Origin of the sequence: Streptomyces sp. NPDC047028, from assembly GCF_040644095.1 — a bacterium.
Taxonomy (GTDB): Bacteria; Actinomycetota; Actinomycetes; order Streptomycetales; family Streptomycetaceae; genus Streptomyces.
Genome location: NZ_JBEYVS010000069.1, coordinates 1 through 26,110 on the forward strand (window position 1 = coordinate 1; position 26,110 = coordinate 26,110).

A 26,110-nucleotide genomic window follows, 5' to 3' on the forward strand; every position below is an offset into this window, starting at 1 on the left:
TGGATCGCGCCGGTGGCGTCGGCCTGCAACGCGGTGATGATCTCGTTGATCGCGGTCTGGAGCTGGCCGAGCTGGGCGAGGCGGGCAGCGGGACGTGTCCGGGTTCCGCGGCGCCGAAACGAAGACCGGCGGCCCGGGGAAACGGGCGCCGGCCACCTCGACGAACAACGGAAGGCATACGGACTGATGCCCGAGATCAGCAACGCGACGGTCAGCATGGTGGCGGCGTATCTCGCGGCCTTCGTGGGATCCGCGCTGGGACTGCGCTGTGTCGTGCGCTCGGTCCATCACCGGGAGGGGTGGAGACCCGGCTGGCTGGTGCTGGGGGCGGCGGTGACCGGCTGCGGGATCTGGATGATGCACATCATCGTCCTCATGGGCTTCTCGGTGCCGGGAGCCGTCATCACCTTCGACCCCGACCGCGTGCTCCTGAGCCTGGCGGTCGCCGTGGCCGTCGTCGCCGTGGGCCTGTTCATCGTCGGCTACCGCGGGGCCGGCCGGGTGTCGCTCGGCGTCGCGGGCACCGTCACCGGGCTGGGCCTCGCGGCCGTCCCCTATCTCGGGGTGGGCGCGATGTACGTCAACGGCACGGTGTACTACCGGCCCCTCCTCGTGGTCCTCTCGGTGCTCATCGCCGTCGCGGCGGCGACAGCCGCCCTGTGGTCGGCCGTGTCGATCCGCGGGTTCCTCTCCTCGCTGGGCGCCGGCCTGTTCCTGGCCGCGGCCATCGCCGGCATGCACTACACGGCGCTGGCCTCCGTCGGCGTCCATGTGCGCAAGAACCTGCTGCCCGGGCCCGGCGAGCCCGCGCTGTCGATGATGTCGATGCTCATCGGCCCTGGCATCTTCCTCCTGCTCGCCACGGTCTTCATCGTCCTGGACCCGCTTCTCATCCTCGGGGAGGGCGAGTGGGACGAGCGGACGGACACCGGGAGCGCTCCCGCCGCGACGCCGGACACCCCCGCCCTCTTCGACGTGCGGCAGCCCGACTCCCGCCGGTGACCCGCGGCGGGGGTTCAGCCCAGCATCTGCACCAGGTCCCGCACCTGGCGCCGGTTCTCCACGCCGGCCTTCCCGTAGATGTTGCGCAGGTGGTACTCGACGGTCTTGGTCGTCACGTACAGCTCCCGCGCGATCTCCTTGTTGGTCCACCCCTGGCCGACGAGTTTGGACACGTCCTGCTCCCGGTCGGTCAGGTTCTCCCAGAAGCGCTGCGCCCTGGACGTGCCGACCCTGTCGTCGGTCCGCTTCATCAGCTCGGCGCACTGCGCCTCCAGCGGGGCGGCTCCCATCTCGCGCAGCCTGGCTGACGCCAGAGTCAGTTGTCTCGCGGCCTCGGCCGTGTCCCCGTGGTCGATCAGGACGCGGCCGTAGTCGCGGCGCAGCATGGCCCGGTGCAGCGACGGCTCACCGCCGTCGGAGCCCACGGCCAGTCCGCCGCGCAGGTGGCGCAGTGCGGCATGGCGGTCGCCGCGCGCGGCGGCGGCACTCCCCCGGACCCAGGCGGTGCACACCGCCGGGAAGGCCCCGTACGGCGCGAGCGGCTCCAGCAGGTCGGCCACCTCGTCGGCGGCATCGGCGGCGCCGCTGCGGGCGTGGGCCACTCCCAGCTGCGGAAGGGACCAGAGCCGGTAGACACGGAAGCGGTCCCGGTGGGGCGGTTCGTCGATCACTCCGGCCAGCGCGTCGACGACGGCACGCCAGTCCTGCCGGGCGAGCCCGAGAATCGAACTCGCCTGGGCCAGGTGGAAGTACGGCCCGGCGAAGTCGGACGCCTCCGCGATGGCCCGCATCTCGGCCAGGTCCTCCCGCGCCGTCTCCCACCGTCCCTGCAGGGACGCGAGCGCGGCGCTCATGCCGTGCAGGACGACGAAGTCGTTCGCTCTGCCCTTCGTCTGCGCCTCGTCGAACCCCAGGGACAGCATGCGGGCGGCCTCGGTGAAGGCCCCGAGCACGATGTGGCCGCCGACCGCGTGGACGACCGCGCCGAAGTCGTTGCGCCGGACCAGATGGGGGGATCTGCGGCGGGATACGACGGTGAGGTCCGCCAGCGCGCCGAGCAGCTGCCCGGTCTGCCCCCGGAAGAGGCCGCGGCAGGCCAGTGAGCCGAGGTCGTACACGGAGACGTCGCTGGGGTTCTCCCGCAGGTGGGACAGGGTGTGCAGGCCCTCGGCCGCGCCGCCCAGCAACCCGGTGGCGAAAGCGATCACCGACTGTGCCTGACCGACGACGGTGGGGTCCGAGCTGTGCGCGATGGCGTCGCGGGCGGACTGGATGGCCTGTCGGCCGAGCCCGAGGGAGTTCTGCACGGAGGCCAGTTCGGCACAGGCCCGGCCGGCGCTCTCGCCGTCGCCGTAGCCGCGCCGGGCCATGTGCAGGTACTCGGCGGCCGCCGCGTCGTGTCCGCGCGCGATTTCGAGCAGGCCGAGCACCTCGTTGCGTTCGGGACCGGCCTCGGTGGCCGTCACCCGCGGGGCGTGGGCCAGGGCGAGCTGGTAGTGGCCGCTGAGCACGAGCAGGCGTACCGCCCGCAGCAGGGCCGCGGTGCGGGCTGCCGGGTCCGGATCCACCCCGGCGATGCCGAGGAGGTACTCGGCGGCCCGCGAGGGGACGCCCTGGCGCAGTTCGTCGGCCACCGCCTCCCAGAGCTGTCCGGCCAGTTCGGGGTCGTAGCTCTCGGCGGCGGCGATCCGGTGGCGCCAGCGTTCCGGCGGGTCGAGGACGGCGGCGGCGCTCCGGTGGAGCCGCTTGCGTTCGGCGAGGGGGATGCCGGTGTAGAGGGCGTCCCGCTGTCCCGCGTGCACGAGCGCGACCCGGCCGTGGCCGCCGGCCGTGCCGATCCACTGCGCCGCGCCGTCCGTGATCAGCGGTTCCACGTCGTCGAGGAGGGTCGACGAGCCCGTCAGGTGCCGCAGTACGGGCAGGTCGGCGGGGGCGTCGAGGACCGCCAGTGCCCGCAGGGCCCGGGTGCTCTCCGTTGGGAAGGACAAGGACCAGTCGCGGACGATCTGCGTCAGTGACGGCGGTATGGTCCCGTGGGCCGGGTTCTCCGGCAGGAGTCCGTCCGTGCCGGCCGCCCCCGTCAGCGCGCGCAGGTACAGCGGATTGCCGCCGCTCCACCCGTGGACCACCGAGAGCCGGGAGGCCGAGACGGGGGCGGCGCTCGCGGCCATCAGGAAATCGCGGGTCTCGCTCCTGGTCAGGCCGTCCACGTCGATCTGGGTGGTGCCGGGCCGGTCTCCGACGAACCCCGTCCGGCGGCGGGTCTCGTGGGCCTGCTCGGTGGTCACCACGGCGAGCAGCCGGTCCTTGGGCATGCGCAGCAGCATGAATCCGAGGGCCTGCAGCGAGGCGGTGTCCAGGTGGTGGGCGTCCTCCAGCACGAGGAGCAGGGGGTGGTCGGCCTTGAAGTCGTCGACCGCCGCGATCAGTGCGCCGCCGGCGCTGAGCACGGTGCTGTCCGCCTCGATCCGCAGGCCGCCGTTCCAGCCCTCGGCCCGCAGGATCTGCAGGAGCCGGTTGGCCGCGGCGAACTCGATGTGGCGCTCGCCGGGCGTGCCGGCGACGTGCGCCTGCCGGAACCGGGTCAGTTCCGCCGCCGTCGCCTCGACGAGCGTGGTCTTGCCGATGCCGAGGGGTCCGCAGAGGAAGAGGATCTGGCGGTCCCCTTGGGCGGACCGCTCGGCGAGTTCCGCCATCCGGCGAAGCTGTTCGGTTCGTCCGATCGCGGTGTGCCCTGTGCTCATGGTCGATGCCTCTCGCCGCGTGGGCGTCGCCCGGGGCCGCGTCCGCCGGCCCCTGGGGCCGCACCCTCGCACCTTCAGGCTCCGCCCGGGGACGACACGGCGCACGTCGCGCGGCGCGTCGAGAGGGGAGACGCGGGGTGCGCCCGCCGACCCCGGCTCGGTGGCCGGACGCCGAGGGCGGTGGCCCGGTCGCGTTGGTTTTGGCTGCGGGCGCGTGGTGGCTGGTCGCGCGGCTCCCCGCGCCCCTTGCGGGGCACGTTAGATCAGGCCCTCTCGGATTGCGTAGGCCACGGCGTGGGAGCGGTTGCGGAGTTGGAAGCGGTGTGTGACGTCGTGGAGGACGTTCTTCACCGTCCGCTCCGAGTAGGCCAGGCGCCGGGCGATCTCGCGGGTGTCGAGGCCCGCGGCCACGAGTTTCAGGACGCCCTCCTCCCGTTCGGTCAGTCCCGTCACCCGCAGGCCGCGTGGCGCGAGCACCTGCTCCTGCACCTGGGACACTCTCTTCAGCAGCCGGCCGAGGAGATCGGGAGGCACGACACCGGCGCCGCGGTGCACGGAGGTGATGACCTGCACCAGCCGGTCGGCGGTGGCCTCCCGCCGCCGCACCACCCCGCCCACGCCCGACTCGACGGCGGCCATCAGCGCGGAGTCGTCCATTTCCGAGACGACGGCGACCACGTTCCGTACGCCCTTGCCGCGCACCCTGCGCAGCAGTTCCGCCGCCTCCTCGTCCATGGTCTCCGTGACGATGAGCCCGACGGTCTGCGGCGTGACCTGCTGCTCGTTCGCGATCCAGACCTCGGCACGGCAGCTGAGGGCCGCGGAGATACCCGCCGCGGATATGGGATCCGCGGCCTTCACGTAGAGGAAAATCCGGTCCGACACCATTTTTCCGGGCACCCCTTCGGTACATTCACGGGCCGCCCTTTCCCCGATGGGCAGGCCACTTGTTTGCCCGTTCAGCCTCTCCGATCCGACCTGTGCGGGCCATGGCTCCAGGCGTTCACCAGTTGCACTGAACCGGTGATCCGTACGGAAGAGGGAAGCGCACGAAAAAACGCTCGGCTGCCCTTGTGGACACCGTTCGAGGAAATAGTTGAAAAGGCCGCGCAAGTGCGGCTAGAAAATAGGGGACTCCACCCCGCCGCCGGCCGGAGAATTCCCGCCCCGCTGCTCCGGAGGCGGCTGCCGCGGAGACAACGCCGACGCCGGTCCACCCACATTCCCTGTGGGGGACCGGCGCGCGGCCCCAGCGGCGGACCGGGGCCCGAGGGGGACAGGGGCCGAGGGTCTCGCCGTCATCTGCTCCAGGCAGGGCCGTACCGGGGCAACAATGCCAACGACACCGCCGGAGCACATCGGTGATTTTCCCTAGTCCCGAACTAGGGTCTTCAACCGCCCGTCGTGGCATAAGCTGACGCTCCGGACGGTTGCCCCGCCGTCCCGTGGGCCATCCTGCCGCCCGGGTTTCGTGCGCGAAAAGACGCTCCCGCGCACGACGCAGTGCGTACATAGCTTGTCCCGTCGAAATCCGGCGCGCCACCGTCCCACCGGCAGACCATCAGCAGTAACGCGTACTCGTGGTCAGGACGAGCACCTGAGCCGCGGGTGAAAGGACAACACGGCGACGCACGCATGAGACCACCAAAGAATCCGAATCCGCCCGGCCGTGACGACTGCGGCCCCGCGGACGCTTTCACGGGCCGCCGGAACGAATTGCGGGAACTGCGCACCGCCGCTGACCGCGCCCGTGCGGGTACGGCCTCGGTCGTATTGGTCCAGGGAGCACCCGGCATCGGAAAGACTGCTCTGGTACGACGCTTTCTAGCCGAGCTGCCGGGATTCACGGTCCTGACCGGCGCCGCGCCCCCCTCCGAGGCCCCGGTCGCCTTCGACTCCCTGTCCCGCCTGCTGCGCCTGCCGCGCATCCCGCCCCAGGGCCGGCCCGCCCCCCAGGAACGCTCCGGCACGGGCGAACGATCCGGTACGGCGGGAGGGGGTTCCTTCGCCTCCGGGCCCCAGGCGCTGCGGCGGTTCCTGGACTCCTCACCGACCCCGCTCCTCCTGTTCCTCGACGACGCCCAGTGGGCGGACGGTCCCAGCGTGCGCGCGCTGGTGGAGGCCGCACGCCCGAGCGGCCGGCTCTGCGTCGTGCTGGCGGCACGGCGCACGCGGACCTGGGACGAGGAGACCCGGCGGGCCGTGCATCTGCTGCCCCGCCTCAGTCTGGCCGAGCTGGACGAGGCCGAAGCGGCGGCCCTCGTCGGCGCCGTCCTCGGCAAGGCCGCCGACAGCGCACTCACCCGGCACCTCGTGCTGCGCTCGGGCCGCCATCCGCAGTACCTCAAGAGCCTGCTCACCAGCCACGACCTGACGTCCTCGGTCCAGGAGCCGTGGCCCGCCCGGCTGCCCGCGCCCGTGGTGCAGCGTCAACTGCGGGGCCTGCCCCGGGCGAACACCGAGGCACTGGAAGCACTCGCGGTGCTGGGCGGGACGGCATCCGTGCCGACGCTCGGCCGCGTCCTCGGCGTCTCCCACTGCGCCTCCCTCCTGGACGGGCTGGCCCACGAGGAGTTCGTCGTACGCACCTCGTCCCCGGTGCCCACAGTGGCGATCCGGCACGCCGTACTCCGTGACGCCCTGTACGACACCCTGCCCTCGACCCGCCGGCGTGCCCTGCACCTGGCGGCCGCCCAAGCCGTCGACTGGCGCCAGGGTCTGACACACAAGGTGGCGGCGGCGGAGACGGCAAACCCTGCGCTGACGGCGGACCTCCTGGAACTCGTCGCCCACGAACTCGGCGAGGGGCGGCTGCTGACCGCCGCGCGGACGCTGGTGTCGGCGGCCCGGCTCACGAGCGCCGACGACCACCTCGCCGACCACCTGCTCTACGGCGCGATCCGGATCCTGTTCTGGGCCGGCGCCGACGCCGAGATCGCCCAGCACGCGACCGCCGTGTCCACCCGCCGCCCGTGCGCGTGGCGCGACGAGGCGCTGGGGCTCACCGAGTTCGCCGCCGGCCGGCTCACCTCGGCCCGGCCGCTCCTGCAACGTGCGCAGGATGCACTGCGTGCGCACGATCCGGCGCAGCACGCGGTGGTCAGCACCGAACTGGCCATGGTGCACGCCATCCTGGGCCAGGGCGAGGCGACCCACGAGCACGCGACGGAAGCGCTGCGCCGCGCGCCCGGGAACGGGAACGGGAACGGGAACGGGAACGGGGAGGAGAACGGGGGCGGGGACGGTGGCGCGACCGGGTCCACGCCCGGTCCTCCGTCACGGTCGTGCGCCCGCCCCGGTCCGTGCGGCGGTACCCCGGCCGTCGTCGTACCGCCGGGCACGGACCGGGCGGCCCGGGCGCTGTCCGCCTACGGTGCCGCGCTGCGCGGGGGGCCGCGGGACGGTCTCGCGCTGCTGGACGCCCTGTCCGAGGACGCGGACCGGATCGGCGACGAGGATCTGCCCGTGCTGACCGTCCGGGGCCTCCTGCGGCTAGCGGACGGGCAGTTGGCGACCGCGACGACCGATCTGACCATGGCGCTCGTGCGCGCCCGGCCCGGCGGCGCCCGCCTCCTCGGCAGCAGCGCCTCCCTCCACCTCGCCATGTGCCACCTGCTGAGCGGCGACTGGGACCGGACGGCGCGGGAGATCGACGCGGCACTCGACGACGAACAGGGCCGCGCCTTCGACGCGGCCGCGCTGTGGTCGCTGCGCTGCGTCCTGGAGGCGTGCCGGGGCGCCGGCCGGGCCGCCGACGCGTGTCTGGCACAGGCGGAGAAGCTCGCCCAGGGACTGGACTTCGCCGGCCCGCAGTACCACACGGCGATGGCGCGCGCCCTGAACGCGCGGGCGCGGGGGGACCACCGCGGTGTGGTGGCCGCCCTCCAGGTCCTGGCCCACTACGCGCAGCATTCGGAACGGGTACGGTTCGTCGCCACGAGCTGGCTCCCCTTCCTGGCCGAGTCGCTCATCGTGTGCGGCCTCGCCGACCACGCGCGCGCCGCCATGAGCGGGCCGGGCGCCGGGTCCGATCCGTCGAACCTCCTCCTGGCCGTCACCGACGCCTGGCTCCACGGCCGGCTCGCGGAAGCCGCGGAGGACGGCGAGGAGGCCCTGCGCAGGTACCAGGAGGCGATCGCCGCGCTCGAACCCGGCCGGGACGTCCCGCTGTTGCGGGGCCTGCTGGAGACCTCGTGCGGCCGGGTGTCTGCCGCCATGGGCCGGGCGGACGTCTCGGCCCGGCATTTCGACGCGGCCGAGGCCGTCTTCACCCGGCTCGGCGCCCAGGCCTTCCTGGCCGAGTGCCGGACGCAGCGGCAGGCGCCCTTCGGTACCCCGGGGCACGATCTGCTGACCGAACGCGAACGCGAGGTGGCACGCCTGGTAGGACTCGGCCACACCAACCGGGAGATAGGCGAGGAACTGAGGCTCAGTGTGAAGACGATCGAGTACCACCTGCGAAGTGTCTTCGCGAAGCTGGCGGTACCCAACCGCAGAGAACTCCGCCGCCGAGTCCAGGCGGGCGGCATCTGACCCGAGCCTCGACAGGCCCGGCCCCCGCCTGCGGGCGCGTGAGGGCTGGTCGCGCAGTTCCCCGCGCCCCTGGCGGGGCGCTGTGGTCGCCCGGCGCGCGGGCGCCTCACCTCGGGTCTGTCGCGCTCGGCCGGGCCGGCCTGCTCGGGACGAGGCCCGCGGTGGCCTCGCGCAGGGCTCGGGCCATCCTGCCGTTCAGTAACCTGCCGCGTCGTCGGCGGGCGTGGCGGGGGCCCGGGCCGGCCGTCGGGCGGCGTTCCGGGCGTCGTGTGCGTCGGCGCGCGTGGCGGGGGGCCGCGCGGCCGCCGCGGACCGGCGATGCGCGGCGGGGCGGCATGCCCCCGCTCCGGCGTGCGGCGGTTGTCTTGTTGCGGGTGTACTGGTCGCCGGGCCACCACCCCAGCAGCCGGGCCGGCAGGTGCCACACCAGCCAGTCGTTCAGGTTCACGACGTCGTCGTACAGGTACTGGCACTCGCGGCAGAGGCTGAGGCCCTGGAAGTCCGCCGGGGTCCACGTGCCGTGGACGAGTCTGTCGATGCCGCCCGCGGCTCTCATGCAGTCGCCGCACTCGCTGCGCGCCCGGTAGATGTCCGTCCGCGTCTCGCGCAGGTTGTGGTGGGCGAGCATCAGCCGTGCGGGCAGGCTGTTCGCCGCGACACCGCTCACCGCGGCGATGTCGCGGACGCCGTCCCGCTCCACCAGCCAGTGCCACAGCAGGGTCCGGTCGGTGGGGGTGAGCAGGTCGAAGGCCTCGCAGAGCCGTCGGTCGTCCAGCATCGACCAGACCGACCCCGAGTGCATCCACGCCTGGAACGGCGAGGGGGGCCGCGATCCCCTCACGAACTCGTGCACGGCGCGCATCCGCACCAGTCCCAGCAGCTGGATGCGGACACATCCCTCGTGCCGCTCACCACCGGCGGCGTCCACCGCGACGGCGCCGCGGAACAGTTCCCGGAAGGCGAAATCGGTCAGTTCGCCGGCTTCCCCGGCCGAGGACGCGCACGTCGCGGCGTACGCCAAGACGGCCGCGTGATGGCGCAGCCAGAGGTGCAGGAACATGCGGGGCCGGCCCTCTCGGACGGTCCTGAGCAGGTCCAGGTCGCTCTGGGCACGGCGGTGACGGAACGGTATGCGACGCATGTGAGTCCGGCCTGCGGCGGTCGTGGGGAGGGTGGCAGGGCACGTCGGCGGGGCGCTGGGTCACGAGGGCGCACAGTTTCCTCCGTCGAGGGTGACGCCGGTGATCCAGTCACGGGCCGCGGTGGAGCCGTCGTAGACGAAGCCGACGTCCAGTGAACCGCCCGCGTCGAGTGAGCGGTTGTAGTCCGCGGGTGTCACGGTGACGTGCCGGCCGTCGGTGGTGCTGTGCCCGTTCCAGATGTTCCTGATGGTGGTTCCCGGCGCGATGTCGAAGTCGAGCCGCCACCCGGACACGGCGGCCCGTGTCGTCACGTTCACGTACACCTTGGCGCCGTCGCCCCAGTCGTCGTCCACCGTGAGGTGGCTGGTGCACGGTGCCGGGGCGGTCTGCGCGGAGGGTCCCCCGCCGGCGTCCGTGTGCCGGCCGCGGGTGCCGCCGTCGGCGGCCGGCGTCCCGCTGGACGGCGGCTGTGCGGCCGGGGACTTGCCGGGCGGCGGGACTCGCGCCGTGTCGTGCGCCGTCGGCCCGGAGGTCACCGGCGGTGGACCGGGGAGGTCTCCCAGGGGCGGCGACACGAGCGGCGGGGCCGTGGGGCCCGCGCCCGCCGTGACCCGTTCGCCCGGGTAGGCGCGGCTGACGGCCACGGCGGTCGCGGCCACCGCGACGACGACGGTCGTCACGACGAGGAGGGGAGGCCGCGATCGCCGCCGCCGCGCCGCGCGCGGACCCGCCGGGGCCGTGACGGGGTGCGGTGCGCGCCGCCGGGCGGCGGCGTAGGCGGCTCCGCCCCAGCCCAGCACCGCCTCGGCGATCACCTCGCCCAGCCGGCCGTGGCGGGCCGCGTCGAGGCACTCGTACAGTTCCGTGCAGTCGGCGCAGCCGGCCAGGTGCTCCTGGAGTTCCGCCGGCCGTTCGCCGGTGTCGCGCCGTACGGCCGCTTCCAGCAGGGCGGCGTAGGAACGGCAGCGAGGCTGGCGCCGGGCGTTGCCCAGGTGGTTGGCCCGGCAGCGTTCCACGTAGGCGATGACCGCCTGGTGGACGACCTGTGCCGTGTGCCCGGGGTCCCAGCCCAGCGCCGTTGCGAGCGGGGGGACCGGCAGTGCCTCCACCTGACTCCACCAGAGCAGTTCCGCGTCGAACAGGCTCATGTCGCGCAGGCTGCGGAAGGCCAGGTGCGGGGCGGCCGGGTGTGCGGCTACGGTGTCGAGCCAGTCCACGAAGGCGGGGTTGAGCAGCACGGCCCGCGCGGGCCGGCGACGCCATGCTTCTGCCGTCACCCTGATGTGGAGCAGCAGGTGCGGGACGACGGGCAGGCCGTCGGTGCCGCGCGGCTCCTGCACGCGCGGGGGGCCGGTCAGGGTGGCGACCAGTCTGCGGGCGGCGCGGTCGTCGGTGATGCACTGTGCGGTGTAGGCCAGCGCGACGTCGGCACTGTGGTCGTCGAGCAGCCGGTCGAAACCCGCCGACGACTGTTCGGCGCCCAGGAGGGACCGGCGGGGCTGCTGAGCGGGCGAGATCCTTTGAATCACTGGACAACATTCCTCGGGCTTATCGACCGTTGAACCGGGGCTCGCGGTGACGGCCCCTCTTCCTGTCGCCTGTCTCCCGCGGCTTCGGGAACCCCTCATGATTGTCTCGGCTGCCGCGATATTGCGCTGGAGAAGTTTTTTCGCCCTGCCCTTTCGGGCAGCGTCGTGCGGCTCTGCCCCAGCTCGACGATTTCCCGCCGCTCCTTGGCGGGGAGGACGGGCGCCGCCGGGCCGCGTGCCGGGTCGCCCGGCCCGCCGGAGCCGGCCGCCTCCGCCGTCGGACCCGAACGGGCGGCGAGGCGTGCTCTCTTGTGCGGCCCGGGCGGGGGAACCGCGGGCGGATTGCCCACAAGGCTGCCCGCATGTTCCTGACGACGGCGCACCGCTCTGGCCGAGACTGGCACTCAGGCGGTGTGAGTCGGTGCGGCGAGACGGCCGGCGAACGCACGGGTCCAGGAGGCGTCGGAGCTGGACAGACGCCTGACCGCGCTTACCGTGTCGAGGGCCGGAGGGGCCCGCACCCCCGCCGGGGCGCCGACCTCGCGCGAACAGCTCGGCAGACTGTGGCCCCTCGCCGTATGTCTTCTAGCTCAGTTGGAGAAGGTGTGCGTCAGAGCCTCACGGTCCCGCGTGCCTGTGCGGTTCTTCACCTGGACCGCCGGCCCCCGCAAGCGCCTGGAGCCCCGCGCCATCCGCATCGCCCGGCTGAAGAGCCGGACTCGTGGGGCGCCCGCGGAGCACTGACGACTGTCCGACGGCACCGGGCGGGCTCATTCCCGTAAGCGCGCGCCGGTGAGCGGCTGCCTCCTCCTGCGGTAGGTCTGCGGGGACATCCCCATGATGAGCTTGAACTGGCGGCTGAACAGGAACGCGTCGGGATAGCCGAGCGTCTGGGCGATCTGGGTGACCGACCGGTCGGAGGTGTCCAGGGCCCAGACGCCGTGCCGCACGCGCCGGTGCATCAGCCATTCGCGGGGCGGCATGCCGAAGGTCCTGCGGAAGACGCGGGTGAAGTAGTCCGGAGTGAGGCCGACCGCCTCGGCGAGGTCGGCGGCACGCAGCCGTTCGTGGATGCGCCCGTCGGCCAGCTCGACGATCAGCCGCCGCGCCGGCCGGCTCAACCCGCCCGGAACGTCACCGGAGTTCGCCGCACGCAGCACCGAGGTGAACAGGATCACGAGCAGGCCCCGTACCCGCTCGTCCCGCAGCCCTCCGAGCGGCGTGTCCGACAGCTCGTGCGCCAGCGCCGGCAGCAGACTCTCCGCCTCCCAGATGCCTTCGGCGAGGAGGAACGGCTCCGCGAAGACGTCCACGGAGGGGTCGTGGGCAAGGCGCAGGCGTTGGACGACGCAGTCCCCCTCCCCCCTCGTCCACAGCCTCAGGGAGATTCCGGGGCGTGCCCACAGCACGCTGCCCGCTCCCAGCACCACGCGCTCCCCACCAACGGTCGCGTGGGTGGTGCCGAAGGTGGCGAAGCAGATCACGTGATCGGGGCTGCGGGGCCCGTGATCGTCGCGCCATGGCTCGTCCGGCGCCGTCACCTGGGCGGTCTCGGGTCCGGCGGCGATCCGGTCGGCCCGCAGCGAGGTGATCCACCGCTCGGCCGCATCCACGTCCGTTTCCCGGTGGGCGGTCCGGACAGTGCCGCGGCGCGGCGTCGGTCGTGTCGAGTGGACGGGCATGCTGAACGTTCTCCTTCCTCGTCTCGCTCAGAGACGGCCGCACGGCGGAGCGCGGCACGGCCGGGTCGTGGTCCGGCGGATCGACTGTCATCGCGAGTGGGCCGACCGCGTTCATCCATACGGGAGTTGGACGCAGATCACTCGGAACGCGTTCGCACCGTAAGACTAATGACGTCTCGGTTCCGCTCGTGCGTCAGCCGTTCCGCGACCCGAGCCGTTCTCGGGGGAGGAGGACGCCCTAGGGACCTTCCCTGGTCCGCCGGACGAACGAGCGGGTGATCCTGGAGGCGGCCGGCCCGGATCAAGGGCTCCTCGCCGGCGATTCTCCACGCCGACCAGGCGAAGAAGGGACGAAGACAGTGACTACCTCTCGTTTCCATGGCGGAGCAGCGCTGAACGTCCGCACACGCGACGCCCGCATCACGAGGATCCTCAACGTGCTGGCGCGAGAAGGAGAACTGCCGGTCCGCGTCCTTCCCTCGCTCCTCGGTGTCTCGGGGGCCACGATCCGCCGGGACCTGGCGGCACTGGAGCAGAGCGGCCACATACGGCGGTCGTACGGGAAGATCGCCGCGGTGCGCCGCAGCGCCGAACTCCCCCTGAATCTACGGCAGTCGCAGAACGCGGAGGCGAAACTCCGCATCGGGGCCCTGTTGTCGTCCCTGCTGCCCGACCGCCCGCTCACCCTGGCGCTGAACGGGGGCAGCACGGTCGGCTGCGTGGCCCGGAACCTGGCCGGCCGGCCGGGTCTGACGGTCGTCACGAACAGTCTCGACACGGCGGCGATCCTCACGGCGCGGCAGGTGGTCAGGGTCGTGGTCACCGGCGGTACGGCGCGTCCGCTGTCGAACGACCTGGTCGGCAAGGGCGCGGAGACGGCGCTGCGCTCGCACCGGTTCGACTTCGCGATCGTCGGCGCCGACGGCGTCTGCCCCCGGGCGGGGTTCACCCGGCACAGTCAGAGCGGGGCGGAGATCGACCGGATCATGCTCGACCAGGCGAGGCACGCGATCGTCGTGGCCGACAGCTCGAAGCTGGGCCGGGTGCGTCAGGCGAAGTTCGCCGACCCCGGTGCCGTCCACACCGTGGTCACGGACTCCTGCGCGAACAGGGACATGATCGCGTCCCTCCGGAACACCCGGGTGCGTACGGTCCTGGCGTTCGTGCCGCAGGCGGACCGCCGTGACCGCTCCGCCTGACCCGCGGGGCCCGGCCCGGGTGACCGCTCCGCCTGACCCGCGCCGTACTGTCCGGATGCGCGGCGGGCCCCGTGGGTCAGATGCCCATGGGTCAGGAGCCGTCCGCCCGGTCCACCCGCACCCCGCTGCCGCCGATGCGCACGACCTCCTCCGGGTCCGCGCCCTCGTCCGTGATCAGCCAGGTCACCCTGTTGATCGGGCAGATGCGGGCGAGTGTCGCCCGGCCCACCTTGGAGCGGTCGGCGACGACGACGGTCCGCGAACTCCCTTCCACGAAGGCCCGGTTGGTGGCCGCCTCCAGCGGGTCGTGGGTGGTGCAGCCGTGCGCCGCGCTCACGCCGTCGACGCCGAGGAAGGCGACGTCCATGTGATGCTCGACGAGCGCGCGCTCCGCGCCGGGGCCGACCAGTTCGTAGCTCTGGCTGCGGGCGTGGCCACCGGTGACGAACAGTCTGACCTGGGGCTGAGGTGCCATCTCGGCGGCGATGTTGATCGCGTTGGTCACGATGGTGACGGGCCCGCGGGCGGCGAGCAGCCGGGCGATCTCGGCCGTGGTCGTGCCGCCGGTGAGTCCTACGGCGGCGCCCTCGGGGACCAGCCGGACCGCGTGCTGCGCGATCGCGTGCTTCTGCGCCCGCAGGCTGTCCGCCTTGCGCCGCAGGGACAGTTCGATGCCGGTGTCGACCGCCACCCCGCCCCCGTGCGTACGCCGCAGCAGGCCCTGGTCGCTGAGGAACCGCAGGTCCCGCCGCACCGTGGCCGGGGACACGTGGAGCCACGCCGACAGGTCCGAGACGTTGGCGGCGCCGCGTTCACCGACGGCTTCGAGGATCCGCAGGTGGCGCTCGCTCCTCGTCCTGGGTCTCACCGCGGCTGTCGCGTCCGTGGGCATCATGAAGGTTCCCTTCCTGCCGCGGCCGGCCCGCCCTTACCGGGTGGTGCCCCGCGGAGTCTCACATGGTGCGTGATGCTGATCGGAATGAACAGAGATTGCTCATTTCCAATCGCTTGACGTGACTGAACGTGGCCTGTTTACTCCTTCCCAAGCCGGGGCCTCAGGGCCTCGTGCCAGAGGTACGCCCAGCCGGTAGGCCACGAGAGCGAGTCCGGCCCGAGTCGCCAGGGCGCCCCCAGGGGGCGGCCGAGGCGGGGACGTGCCCCCGCAGCACGGAGCTCATCCATGAAGCTTCCTCAGAGGACCGGGCACCGCACGCCCGTCGTCACCCGCGCCGCGTCCGGACCCGGTGAGCCGAAGACGTCCCGGCGAGCCCCGTACCCACAGGCGCGCTGACGCCCACACCGGCTTCGCTCCCCCGCCACGCCGCTCCACGCCACGCCACGCGACGCCGTCCATGCACCGGTCCACGGCACCTCCCGGCGCCGACGGCCCGCCGGACAGGCCCACACCGTCGCCTGCACCCTCCCCACCCGTTGCCCCAGCTCGCTGCCTCACCCCCCTCCCCGCACCCCCCGCACCCGCCCCCCGACGCCGGATTCCGGCGACATCTCCGCCCGACCGCATGGAGGTACCCATGGCCCCGCCCCCGCCCCGTCAGGACACGGACCCCACCCGCCGGCGCGTGCTGGCCGGCGGTGGGGCGGTCGCCGTAGCGGCGCTGGCCGGCCCCGCGCTCACCGCGTGCGGTTCGCAGGACGACGGCTCCTCCGGCGGCAAGGTACGGATCTCCATGTGGCACGGTCAGACGGACACCGGACTGGCCGCCGTCAAGGACCTGGTGGCGAAGTTCGAGAAGGAACATCCCACCATCAGCGTCGATCTCGGCGGCGGTGTCCTCGCCGACGCCATGCTGCAGAAGGTGACGGCCGGCCTCGCCTCCGGGTCCGTCCCCGACATCGCCTACATCTTCGGCTCCGACCTGGCCAGCCTGGCCCGCAGCCCCCGGCTCGCGGACCAGACACACCTCGTCGGCACGGGACGTACACCGTGGAAGAACTACTGGCCGGCCGCACGCGACGCCGTCACGGTGAAGGGGAAGGTCCGCGCCACCCCCGCGCTGCTGGACTCCCTCGCCGTCGTCTGCAACAAGAAGGTCTTCCGCGACGCGCGCGTGCCCCTGCCGAAGGCCGGCTGGACCTGGGACGACTTCGTCGACACGGCCCGCGCACTCACCGACCCGAAACGCAACGTGTTCGGAACGGGATGGCCCGGCGCCGGCGACGAGGACACCGTGTGGCGCATCTGGCCCATGATCTGGGACCTGGGCGGTGACGTGATCGCCCCGGACGGGCGCCGCGCCGGCTTCTCCGGGGAGCCCGGCCTGCGGGCACTGGGGACCATCCAGTCCCTGGTGAAGGACAAGAGCTGCTACGTCGATCCGAAGCCGGGCAGCGAGCAGATGTACCAGGTCTTCGCCGGAGGCCGGCTGGGCATGGTGGCGACCGGCCCCTGGCAGCTGCCGGACATCCGCCAGGCCGGCATCGACTACCAGGTCGTGCCGCTGCCCAGCTACACCGGGAAGCCCGTCACCATCTCCGGCCCGGACACCTGGGCGGTCTTCGACAACGGCGCGGCCCGGCTCAAGGCGGCCCGCACCCTCGTGTCGTGGCTCATGCAGCCCGCGCAGGACGTCATCTGGGACGTCCAGGCGGGCAGCCTGCCCCTCAGCCGCTCCGCGGAGGACCTGGCACCGTGGCGGAAGCACGCGGCCGAGCTGCCCGGACTGCCCGTCTTCACCAGCGCCCTGGCCACCGCACGGGTACGCCCCGTGAACCCGGCGTACCCGCGGGTCTCCAAGGCCGTCGGCACCGCGATCACCGCCGTGCTGCTGGAGCGCAGCAGCCCGAAGGCCGCCCTGCGCGCCTGCCTCGCCGAGGCCGACTCCGCCCTCGCGGCGACGAAGGACTGACCGTGTGCCGGCCCGTTCCCCTCACCCTCGACCCGCACGCCGCGGCCCGGCGCCGCCGGTCCCGCACGTCCCGTGAATCGGCGACGGCGTGGGCGTTCGTCACCCCCGCCACCCTCGTCATCCTGGGCCTGAGCATCATGCCCGTCGTCTGGTCGTTCCTGCTGTCGTTCCAGTCGAACGACCTGCTCTCGCCCAGCCGTTGGGTGGGTCTCGCCAACTACCGCGCGCTCAGCCAGGACCCGGAGTTCGCCCAGGCGGTCCGCAACACCGCCCTCTACACGGTGCTCTACGTCCCGCTCAGCATCCTCCTCGGACTGGCGCTGGCCCTCGCGCTCAACCGCCGCATCCGCTTCACCGGGATCTACCGCACGCTGATGTTCGTGCCGTTCGTCGTCTCCGCCACCTCGCAGGGAGTCCTCTTCTCCTTCATCCTGGACCCCGAGTTCGGCGCCGCGAACTCCCTGCTCGCCCGGATAGGCGTCAGCAGCCAGGGCTTCCTCTCCGACCCCGGCCAGGCGCTGCTGGTGCTGGTGGCCATCTCTGTATGGAGCGGCACGGGTTTCTGCGTCGTCATCTACCTCGCCGCCCTCCAGGACGTGCCGCGGGAGCTGATCGAGGCGGCCGCGCTCGACGGCGCCTCCGGGCGGCACATTCTGCGCCATGTCACGCTGCCCGCCATCGGCCCGGTCAGCGCCTTCCTGATTCTCTGGCAGACCATCAACGCCCTCCAGGTGTTCGACCTGGTCTACGTCACCACCAAGGGCGGCCCCCTCGGTTCGACCACGCTGATCGTCTACTTCGTGTGGGAACAGGCCTTCAAGAACTTCACCGCCGGCTACGGCGCGGCGGCCGCCTACGTCCTCGTACTGGCGCTCCTGCTGGTCGGGGCCCTCCCCGCGGTGGTACGGCGGCTGCGGTCCCGCCGGACGAGAGGAGCCGCGGCATGACCCTCACCCACGACCGGCGGCCGGCCTCCGGACGGTCCTCCGCCACCGCGCCCACCGCCGCAACTCGGGCGGCCCGCAGGCGCCTGCTCCCCTTCAGCCCCTGGCACCTGCTGCTGGCCCCGCTCGCCCTGCTCTTCGCGGCCCCGCTGCTGTGGCTGATGCTCAGCTCGGTCATGACCAACGCGGAGATCAACCGGTTCCCGCCGGCCCTGTGGCCCTCCGGCATCGACCTGGGTGGTTACCGGTACGTGATGGAGAACGCGATGTTCCCGCAGTGGTTCGCGAACTCCCTGATCGTGTCCGCCGTGGCCGTCGTCGCCAACCTGCTGTTCGGCACGCTCGGCGGTTACGCGTTCGCCCGGATGCGGTTCGCCGGTTCGCGGCTCCTGCTGGCACTGATGCTGGGCACCATGGTGATCCCGTTCCAGCTCACCATGATCCCGACCTTCCTCGTCATGAAGCAGCTCGGCCTCATCGACAGCCTCGGCGCGCTGATCCTGCCCTCGCTGGTGACACCGTTCTCGGTGTTCCTGCTGCGGCAGTTCTTCCTCTCCCTGCCCCGGGAGCTGGAGGAGGCCGCGTGGATCGACGGCTGCGGCCGGCTGCGCATCGTCTTCCGGATCGTCCTGCCGCTGTCCCGGCCCGCCCTGAGCACCGTGGCCGTCCTCACGTTCCTCACCACCTGGAACGACCTGTCCTGGCCCCTGATCGCCATCAACAGCGAGTCCGTCTACACCCTGCCGCTCGGCCTGACGACCTTTCAGGGGCAACACCACATCCAGTGGGCGGCCGTCATGGCGGGCAACGTCATCACCGTCCTGCCCGTGCTAATGGCCTTCCTCGCCGCGCAGAAGACCTTCATCCGGTCCGTCACCTCCACCGGGCTCAAAGGCTGACGCATGTGTCGCGCGGACGCGCCTCCTCCCCTCCCTTCCCTTCACACTCTGGACACCACATGCCGCGCACCATCGACCTCCTGGTCATCGGCGACGCCAACCCCGACCTCATCCTCGGCCCGCTGCGTGCCCCGCTCGGCTTCGGCCAGCGGGAACAACTGGTCGACGACGGCGTCCTGACCCTGGGCGGCTCCGCCGCCATCACCGCATGCGGCGCGGCCCGGCTCGGGCTGAGCGTCGTCTTCGCCGGCCGGGTCGGCGACGACGACGCGGGCCGCTACGTCCGCGACCGGCTCGCCGAACGCGGCGTCGACGTCGGCGCGTTGCGCCTGGACCGCGGCCTCTCCACGCCGCTCACCGTCAGCCTCACCCGGGGCGCCGGCCGCGCCATCGTCACGGCTCAGGGCTCGCTCGGCGCCGTGTCCGGAGCCGATGTGCCCGAGCGACTGCTCACCGGCGCCCGGCACGTCCACTCGGCCTCGTTCTTCCTCATGCCCGCGCTCGCCCGCGATCTGGGCGGACTGTTCCACCGGGCGCGTGCCGCAGGCGCCACCACCTCCCTCGACACCAACGACGACCCGGCGGGCGGCTGGATGTCTCCCGAGGTGGCCGAGGTGCTGCGGGAGACCGACCTGCTGCTGCCGAACGCCCAGGAGGCCCGGCGGCTGGCCGGGGCCGTGGAGGATGCCGAACTGGACATCGTCGCCCGGCACTTGACCAGGCTGGGACCGGCCGTGGCCATCAAGGACGGAGCGGCCGGCGCCCTGTACGACGACGGCGCGACGACGGCCCGGACGCCCGCGTTCCCGGTCGAACCGGTGGACACCGTCGGCGCCGGCGACAGTTTCGACGCGGGTTTCATCGCCGCCCGGCTGCACGGCCGTACGCCCCGGGAGGCGCTCGCCGTCGCCGGAGTGTGCGGCGCCCTCTCCACCCGCAGGCCTGGTGGCACCGCCGCGCAGCCCACCTGGGCCCAGGTCCACACCCCTTCCCCGATCACAGGAGCTCTCCCCTCATGACCGCCCCCAAGGTTGTCCTCGTCGGCGCGGGCAGCGTCGTCTTCACCCAGGGCCTGCTCGCGGACCTCTTCTCCTTTCCCGAACTGAGGGAGGCGCGCATCGCCCTGCACGACATCGACGCGGAACGGCTGGCTACGGCGGAGGCCGCCACCCGCTACATCGCCGGCCGGCGCGGAGCCCGGCCCGAGGTATCCGCCCACACGGACCGCCGTACGGCCCTCGCGGACGCGGACTTCGTGCTGAACCTCGTCCAGATCGGTATGAACGAGGCCACCCGCACCGATTTCGACGTCCCGGCCCGCTACGGGCTGTCCCAGACCATCGGTGACACGCTCGGCATCGGAGGCATCTTCCGGGCCCTGCGGACCTTCCCGTTCCTGCGGCAGCTCGGCGAGGACATCGGCGCCGTGTGCCCCGAGGCCTGGCTGCTCAACTACACCAACCCCATGGCCATGAACGTCCAGTACCTCATCGGGGCGACCGGCCTCCAGCGGGTCGTCGGGCTGTGCCACTCGGTCCACTGGACGCTGCACGACCTGTGCCGGCTGGTCGGCGCCCCCTTCGACGAGGTCGTCTACACCGCGGCGGGCGTGAACCACCAGGCGTGGGTCCTGCGCTTCGAGCACGACGGCGAGAACCTCTACGAGCGGCTCGACGCGCTGATCGACGCCGATCCGCAACTGCGCCGGCGGGCCCGCGTCGACATGTACCGGCGGCTCGGCTACTACCCGACGGAGACGAGCGAGCACTCCTCCGAGTACGTCCCCTGGTACCTGGGCCGTCCGGCGGAGATCGAGCGGCTGCGCCTGCCGGTCGGCGCCTACCTCGGCATCGTCGACGAGAACCTCGCCGCGTACGAGAAGACCCGGGACGCCCTGGCCACCGGCGGCGAACTGCCCGTCGAGGGCACCATGGAGTACGCGCCGCAGATCATCCACAGCATCGTCACCGGCCGGCCCCGCACCGTCTACGGCAACGTGCCCAACCGGGGTCTCATCGAGAACCTGCCCGACGGCGGCACGGTCGAGGTGCCCTGCCTGGTGGACGGCGCGGGGATCCGGCCCACCCGGGCCGGCCGGCTGCCCGCACAGCTCGCCGCGCTCAACCGCGCCTACCTCGGCGTGAACGACCTGGTGGTCCGGGCCGCGCTGGAGGACGAGCCCCGGCACATCCGGCACGCCGCGATGGTCGACCCCGCCACGGCGGCGGCCCTGCCCGTCGAGCAAATCTGGGACCTGTGCGACGACATGGTCCGCGCCCACTCCGCCCTTCTCCAGCCTTCCCTGCGCACCACGCTGGCCGCCTGACGTCCCCGTGGCCGACGGGCTTCCTTCCTCACTCACCTCACCCCCAGGATCACTCATGTCCCACACCTCGCAAGAGATCGCCTCCCAGCCGGTCATCTGGCAACGCACCCTCGACGCTCTCCCCCGCCATGCCGAGGCACTTCCGCAACGGGGCGAGCGGGTCGCCGTCATCGGCTGCGGCACGTCGCTGTTCGCGGGCCAGGCGTACGCGGCGCTGCGCGAGGAGGCCGGTCACGGCGTCACCGACGTGTACCCGGCCTCCGACTGCCGGCTCGGACGCGGCTACGACCGCGTGCTGGCTCTGACCCGTTCCGGCACCACCACGGAGGTGCTCACCGCGCTCGGCACCCGTCCAGCCGCGTCCGCTGTCACGGTCGTCACCGGGCTCGCCGGCTCGCCCGCCACCGCGCTCGCCGACCACGCGGTGGTCCTCAGCCACGCCGACGAGCGTTCGGTGGTGCAGACCCGGTTCCCGACCGCGCTGCTCATCCTCCTGCGCGCGCATCTCGGGCTGCCGGTGGAGCAGGCCCTGGCGGACGTGCGCACGGCCGTCGCCCAGCCCCTTCCCGGCGCCATGACGGCCGCCGGGCAGATCACCTTCCTCGGCTCCGGCTGGACGGCGGGTCTCGCCAACGAGGCCGCGCTCAAGGTCCGGGAGGCGGCGGGGCACTGGACGGAGTCGTACTCGGCGATGGAGTACCGGCACGGTCCCATCGCGGTGGCCCGTGAGGGGCGTGCCGTGTGGAGCCTGAGCCCCGTGGAGCCGGCCCTGGCCGCGCAGGTCCGGGCGACGGGCGCGATGCTGCGCGAGCCCAGGCTGGACCCGCTCGCGGAACTGGTCCTCGCCCAGCGGGTGGCCGTACGCCTGGCCGAGCTGGCGGGCCGCGACCCGGACCGGCCCGAGCACCTCACCCGGTCCGTCATCCTCGACTTCACCGACTGACCGCCAGAAGCGAGCAGATTGCGGGCACCTGCATGCACATAGTTGCTCTCGGATACCTTGTTCCAAGCAGATTCGAGCATAATTTCCAGCCAGAATCATTGACTTGGCCGAATCCGACCTGTTTACTCCTGGGCACGCCGAAGTGACCGAACTTCGCGCGAGAGACACGCTCAGCCGGTAACTGACCGTCGTTGTCGCAAGTCCGGCCCAAGTCGCCAGGTCGCCCGAGAGCACCGAGGCGGAGACGTGTCCCCGCACCAGGGAGCTCCCCGTTGAGTCTTCGTCCCCGCAGGATCCGATCCTGGATCCCCCTCACCATGGCGGTCCTCGCCGCTGCCGCCACCTCGCTCGCCGCACAGGGATCCGCCAGTGCCGCGACGTTCACCCTGCCGCCCGTCCACGGCGGCTTCGACTACCAGATCGGCGGCGGCTACACGCCGCCGGCCGGTGTCACGGTCGTCAGCCGCGACTGGAAGGACTCGCCGGCGCCCAGCCTGTACAACATCTGCTACGTCAACGCGTTCCAGACGCAGAAGGTGGGCGACCCGGGCGGCCCCGAGGACTGGGACAGCAACCTGCTGCTCCAGGACGAGGAGGGGAACGTGATCATCGATGAGGACTGGCAGGAGGCGCTGCTGGACATCAGCACCGCCGCGAAGCGCACGGCCGTCGCCGCCCAGATCGAGACCCAGATCGACACCTGCGCGTCCAAGGGCTTCGACGCCCTGGAACTCGACAACTACGACAGCTACACCCGGAGCAACGGCCAGATCACGGAGTCGCAGGCCCAGGCCTACATCCGGCTCCTCTCGGCGTACGGGCACGACAAGGGCCTCGCGGTCGGTCAGAAGAACACCGTCGAACTGGCCCCGAGCCACGCGGCGAACGGCCTCGACTTCGCCATCGCGGAGGAGTGCGGTGACACCCTCGAATGCGGCGACTACATCGCCTCGTTCGGGGACCACGCCATCTTCATCGAGTACACCGACAACGGGCTCGCGACCGCCTGCCAGTACGGCGACCAGGTGAGCATCGTGCAACGTGACCGCGACGTCGTAGCGCAGGGCACCAGCGGCTACGTCCGCCACACCTGCTGACGGCAGACCGCAAGGGACTGACGACGCCCCACTGGAGAGGGCCGCCCGGCGTACGTGCCGGGCGGCTTTGCCCATCGGCGAGAGTGCAGGGTCTCGTCTTCAGCCGCGGATCAGCCGCGGATCATCGACATCAGCATCCCGTGCGTCTCGGCGTCCGCCGCGGCCACCAGTCCGCGGCCGTCCTCGCCGAGCGGGGCGCCGTCCAGGCCGGTGACCACGCAGCCGGCGGCCCGGCACAGGGCGATACCGGCGGCGAAGTGCACGCTGCCGGAGAGGTCGCCGCCGTCGGTGACGTACGCGGCGCGCCGGCCGGCCGCGACCCAGGCCAGCGCCAGCGTGGTGGACACGACCCGTGGCCGGAAGCGTTCGACGAAGTCGACGCGGGCCAGCAGCTCCACGGCCCGGAACCCGGGCGCGCTGGGGAACGGCGGGTCCAGGTTCACGTCCACCAGCCGGCTGTCGGCCGTGGGCGCCAGCACCATGTCTTCAGTCCCACCCTCCTGCCGCCCCCAGGCCCCCACCCCGTCGGTGAAGAAGACCTCGCCGCCGAACGGGTCGGCCACGGCCGCGGCCCCGTCGCGCAGCGCGACGTTGACGGCCACCAGCATGTTGCCGACGGCGTAGTTCAGGGTGCCGCACAGGGGATCCACCAGCCACTGGCGCCCCAGGTTGGCGCCGCCCTGCCGCCCACCCTCCTCACCGAGCACCGCGTCATCGGGCCGCGCGGCACGAATGACCTCAAGGATCCTCCCCTCCGCCTCCACATCGGCCGCAGTGGCGAAGTCCCCGCCGCCCTTGTCGATTCCTGCTCCGGCGCTCGACGCGTACGAAGCTGCATGGACGCCTGACGGAGGGCATGGGCGAGGCGTTGGACGAGGTGACGTATCCCGTCCTCAGCGCGCTGGCCCGGACGGGACCCTGCAGCGCCGCCGAACTGGCGCCCGACGTCGGGCTGGACCGTTCCGGTGTCACCCGGCGCGCGTCCCGGCTGGAGGCTGCCGGTCTGATCCGCCGGGAGCCGGACCCCGTCGACCGGCGCGCCTCGCTCCTGGTCCTCACCGAGCAGGGAGAACGGGTGGTGGGTGAACTGCGCGAGCGCCTGGCCGGGCACATCGTGCGCAGCGTCGCCTCGTGGACACCCGAGGAGGTCGAGGCGTTCGCCCGCCAGTTGCGCCGCTTCACCGTCGAGGGGCCGTTCGCCTGATACCCCAAGGCGCTGTCCCGGAGTACAGATCCCCGGCCTGCCCGTGTCCGGTAAACCGGACCTGCGCGGCGGCCGTCGGACCAGATGTGGAGGGCCGGGGTGTGCGCGGCCGCACGTCCGGGTCTGCGCGCTTACAGATCGAGGTGCAGCCGCTTCTTCGGCCAGGTGCGTGCCCGTCCGGCATTGACGAACCCCAGAGCCTCGCCCCATTGGCTCACCGGTCTCCGGAGGGCAGGCCACTCGATCAGCACTGCAGCGTCATCTCCATATCGGGACGATGCAACGCGCGTCTGACACGGAGGGGACGCATCCGACCCCAGGCGCCCGCCTGTCCGCCCGGCCTCCTACTATCGTTCCGCATTCTTCGACGGCTTCTACGAGAGGAACGTACATGCGCGCCCGGAGCATAGGTGCGGCCACCGCTACGGCATTGGCGCTGGTGGCCGCCCGCGATCTCGTCCAGAAGAAACACGCGCTGCTCCGGAACTTCCCCCTGGTCGGGCACGCGCGGTACCTGCTGGAGACGATCGGGCCGGAACTGCGGCAGTACATCGTGACCTCCAACGACGAGGAGCGCCCCTTCAGCCGCGACCAGCGCACCTGGATCTACGCGTCGGCGAAGGAGGAGAACAACTACTTCGGGTTCGGCACGGACAACGACGTCGAGCACATGCAGGGGCACGCGTATCTGAAGCAGCGCACGTTCGCCAAGGCGCTGTCCGAGGTGCGGAGCGCGCACGACCCGCAGGCGCCGCTGCCCTCCGCGAAGGTGCTGGGCGGGCCGCGCGGGCGGGCCAAGGCGTTCCGGCCCGCGAGCGTCGTCAACATCTCGGCGATGAGCTTCGGTTCGCTGTCCGGAGCCGCGATCACGGCGCTCAACAAGGGCGCGGCGCTGGCCGGCGCAATGCACAACACCGGCGAGGGCGGCCTCTCGCCGTACCACCGCAACGGCGGCGACCTCGTCCTGCAGATCGGCACGGCGTACTTCGGCTGCCGCAACGAGGACGGCAGCTTCAACCTGGACAAGCTCAAGGACGTGGTCGCCGGCGCCCCGGTCAAGGCGATCGAGATCAAGCTCTCCCAGGGCGCCAAGCCCGGGCTGGGCGGAATGCTGCCGGGCGCGAAGGTGACTCCGGAGATCGCCGAGATCCGGGGCATCCCGGTCGGCAAGGACTGCGCCTCCCCGTCGCGGCACACCGCGTTCAGCGACGTCGACTCCATGCTCGACTTCGTCGAACTGATCGCCACCGAGACCGGGTTGCCGGTCGGCGTCAAGAGCGCGGTCGGCGAGACGGACTTCTGGCAGGAACTTGCCACGCTGATGGCGCGGGGCGACCGCGGAGTCGACTTCGTGACCGTCGACGGCGGCGAGGGCGGCACCGGCGCGGCCCCGCTGACGTTCGCGGACTCCGTGTCGCTGCCGTTCCGGATGGGCTTCTCCCGGGTCTACGGCACCTTCGCCGAGCGGGGTCTGACCGACGACCTGACCTTCATCGGCTCCGGCAAGCTCGGTCTGCCCGAGAACGCCGCGGTCGCCTTCGCCCTCGGCGTCGACATGATCAATGTGGCCCGTGAGGCGATGCTGTCGATCGGCTGCATCCAGGCGCAGAAGTGCCACACCGACAAATGCCCGACCGGCATCGCCACCCAGAACGCCTGGCTGGCCCGCGGCGTCGACCCGGCGTCGAAGTCCGCCCGCGCCGCCGTCTACCTGCGCGCCCTGCGCAAGGAGCTGGTCAGGCTGTCGTCGGCCGTCGGCGTCGCCCACCCGGCGCTCATCACGGCCGACGACATCGAGATCATGAACGGCGACTACGAGGCCCGCACCCTGGCCGCCGTCTACGGCTACAAGGACGGCTGGGGCGAACTCGGCCCGGAACTCGCCGGTGAGATCAGCTCCCTGCTCGCCGCGGGGCCGATCACCGCGCGCGAGCCGTCGGTCTGGCCGGCCGTCTGACCGCCCCTCCCTCAGCAGCGCACGGGTCCCGCACGCGGACGG

General features: G+C 72.2%; 20 protein-coding genes. 12 read left to right on the forward strand and 8 right to left on the reverse strand.

What is annotated here, in order from left to right:
* A partial coding sequence (locus tag ABZ854_RS34750; protein ID WP_361219339.1) for a hypothetical protein occupies window positions 1-218 on the reverse strand: 218 nt, incomplete at its 3' end.
* On the opposite strand from ABZ854_RS34750, the gene ABZ854_RS34755 reads away from it, so the two are divergent.
* Window positions 187-1,002: an MHYT domain-containing protein gene (locus tag ABZ854_RS34755; RefSeq protein WP_361219341.1), complete on the forward strand. Its 816-nt coding sequence runs from the start codon at window positions 187-189 to the stop codon at window positions 1,000-1,002. The genes ABZ854_RS34750 and ABZ854_RS34755 overlap by 32 nt on opposite strands.
* Before the next feature lie 14 nt (window positions 1,003-1,016).
* Here ABZ854_RS34755 and ABZ854_RS34760 read toward each other — a convergent pair whose 3' ends face one another.
* Window positions 1,017-3,746, reverse strand: a complete 2,730-nt coding sequence (locus ABZ854_RS34760; protein WP_361219343.1) for an AAA family ATPase — start codon at window positions 3,744-3,746, stop codon at window positions 1,017-1,019.
* A gap of 258 nt (window positions 3,747-4,004) precedes the next feature.
* Window positions 4,005-4,634 carry a response regulator transcription factor gene (locus tag ABZ854_RS34765; RefSeq protein ID WP_361219346.1) on the reverse strand — a complete coding sequence of 210 codons (630 nt, stop codon included), beginning with the start codon at window positions 4,632-4,634 and terminating at the stop codon, window positions 4,005-4,007.
* A 747-nt stretch (window positions 4,635-5,381) separates the two neighbouring features.
* On the opposite strand from ABZ854_RS34765, the gene ABZ854_RS34770 reads away from it, so the two are divergent.
* The gene (locus ABZ854_RS34770; protein WP_361219349.1) at window positions 5,382-8,279 is read left to right on the forward strand and encodes an AAA family ATPase; all 2,898 of its coding nucleotides are present in this window, start codon (window positions 5,382-5,384) and stop codon (window positions 8,277-8,279) included.
* A 106-nt stretch (window positions 8,280-8,385) separates the two neighbouring features.
* Here the strand turns inward: ABZ854_RS34770 and ABZ854_RS34775 are convergent, their stop codons facing one another.
* From ABZ854_RS34775 to ABZ854_RS34785, 3 genes are all read right to left on the reverse strand, one after another.
* Window positions 8,386-9,420 (reverse strand): hypothetical protein, encoded by a 1,035-nt coding sequence (locus tag ABZ854_RS34775; RefSeq protein WP_361219352.1) that lies wholly within the window; start codon window positions 9,418-9,420, stop codon window positions 8,386-8,388.
* 60 nt (window positions 9,421-9,480) lie between these two features.
* Entirely contained in the window at window positions 9,481-10,950 is a 1,470-nt protein-coding gene (locus ABZ854_RS34780; protein ID WP_361219355.1) for a cellulose binding domain-containing protein, read from the reverse strand.
* Window positions 10,951-11,720: 770 nt separating this feature from the next.
* Window positions 11,721-12,632: a helix-turn-helix transcriptional regulator gene (locus tag ABZ854_RS34785; RefSeq protein WP_361219358.1), complete on the reverse strand. Its 912-nt coding sequence runs from the start codon at window positions 12,630-12,632 to the stop codon at window positions 11,721-11,723.
* Between the two features lie 359 nt (window positions 12,633-12,991).
* On the opposite strand from ABZ854_RS34785, the gene ABZ854_RS34790 reads away from it, so the two are divergent.
* Complete coding sequence (locus tag ABZ854_RS34790; RefSeq protein WP_361219361.1) at window positions 12,992-13,831, forward strand: DeoR/GlpR family DNA-binding transcription regulator; 840 nt, start codon at window positions 12,992-12,994, stop codon at window positions 13,829-13,831.
* A 91-nt stretch (window positions 13,832-13,922) separates the two neighbouring features.
* On the opposite strand, the gene ABZ854_RS34795 is transcribed toward ABZ854_RS34790, so the two are convergent.
* Window positions 13,923-14,726 (reverse strand): DeoR/GlpR family DNA-binding transcription regulator, encoded by an 804-nt coding sequence (locus ABZ854_RS34795; RefSeq protein ID WP_361219364.1) that lies wholly within the window; start codon window positions 14,724-14,726, stop codon window positions 13,923-13,925.
* A 637-nt stretch (window positions 14,727-15,363) separates the two neighbouring features.
* Here ABZ854_RS34795 and ABZ854_RS34800 point away from each other — a divergent pair.
* The 7 genes from ABZ854_RS34800 (at window position 15,364) to ABZ854_RS34830 (ending at window position 22,907) form a co-directional block, all read left to right on the forward strand.
* The gene (locus tag ABZ854_RS34800; protein WP_361219366.1) at window positions 15,364-16,698 is read left to right on the forward strand and encodes an ABC transporter substrate-binding protein; all 1,335 of its coding nucleotides are present in this window, start codon (window positions 15,364-15,366) and stop codon (window positions 16,696-16,698) included.
* A gap of 2 nt (window positions 16,699-16,700) precedes the next feature.
* Window positions 16,701-17,645, forward strand: coding sequence for a sugar ABC transporter permease (locus ABZ854_RS34805; protein WP_361219369.1), 945 nt, complete (start codon window positions 16,701-16,703; stop codon window positions 17,643-17,645).
* Window positions 17,642-18,541 (forward strand): carbohydrate ABC transporter permease, encoded by a 900-nt coding sequence (locus ABZ854_RS34810; RefSeq protein WP_361219372.1) that lies wholly within the window; start codon window positions 17,642-17,644, stop codon window positions 18,539-18,541. Before ABZ854_RS34805 ends, ABZ854_RS34810 begins: the two co-directional genes overlap by 4 nt.
* Before the next feature lie 59 nt (window positions 18,542-18,600).
* Entirely contained in the window at window positions 18,601-19,560 is a 960-nt protein-coding gene (locus tag ABZ854_RS34815) for a sugar kinase (RefSeq protein WP_361219375.1), read from the forward strand.
* Window positions 19,557-20,867, forward strand: a complete 1,311-nt coding sequence (locus ABZ854_RS34820; protein ID WP_361219377.1) for an alpha-glucosidase/alpha-galactosidase — start codon at window positions 19,557-19,559, stop codon at window positions 20,865-20,867. Before ABZ854_RS34815 ends, ABZ854_RS34820 begins: the two co-directional genes overlap by 4 nt.
* Window positions 20,868-20,922: 55 nt before the next feature.
* Window positions 20,923-21,810, forward strand: coding sequence for a sugar isomerase (locus tag ABZ854_RS34825; RefSeq protein WP_361219380.1), 888 nt, complete (start codon window positions 20,923-20,925; stop codon window positions 21,808-21,810).
* 272 nt (window positions 21,811-22,082) lie between these two features.
* A complete protein-coding gene (locus ABZ854_RS34830) occupies window positions 22,083-22,907 on the forward strand; it encodes an endo alpha-1,4 polygalactosaminidase (protein ID WP_361219383.1) in 825 nt (274 codons plus the stop codon).
* Between the two features lie 110 nt (window positions 22,908-23,017).
* On the opposite strand, the gene ABZ854_RS34835 is transcribed toward ABZ854_RS34830, so the two are convergent.
* Entirely contained in the window at window positions 23,018-23,710 is a 693-nt protein-coding gene (locus ABZ854_RS34835; RefSeq protein ID WP_361219388.1) for an inositol monophosphatase family protein, read from the reverse strand.
* Window positions 23,711-23,712: 2 nt separating this feature from the next.
* Here ABZ854_RS34835 and ABZ854_RS34840 point away from each other — a divergent pair, with 2 nt between their 5' ends.
* Both ABZ854_RS34840 and ABZ854_RS34845 read left to right on the forward strand, forming a co-directional pair.
* A complete protein-coding gene (locus ABZ854_RS34840; RefSeq protein ID WP_361219391.1) occupies window positions 23,713-24,111 on the forward strand; it encodes a MarR family transcriptional regulator in 399 nt (132 codons plus the stop codon).
* Between the two features lie 391 nt (window positions 24,112-24,502).
* The gene (locus ABZ854_RS34845) at window positions 24,503-26,068 is read left to right on the forward strand and encodes an FMN-binding glutamate synthase family protein (protein ID WP_361219386.1); all 1,566 of its coding nucleotides are present in this window, start codon (window positions 24,503-24,505) and stop codon (window positions 26,066-26,068) included.
* Window positions 26,069-26,110: the final 42 nt, after the last annotated feature.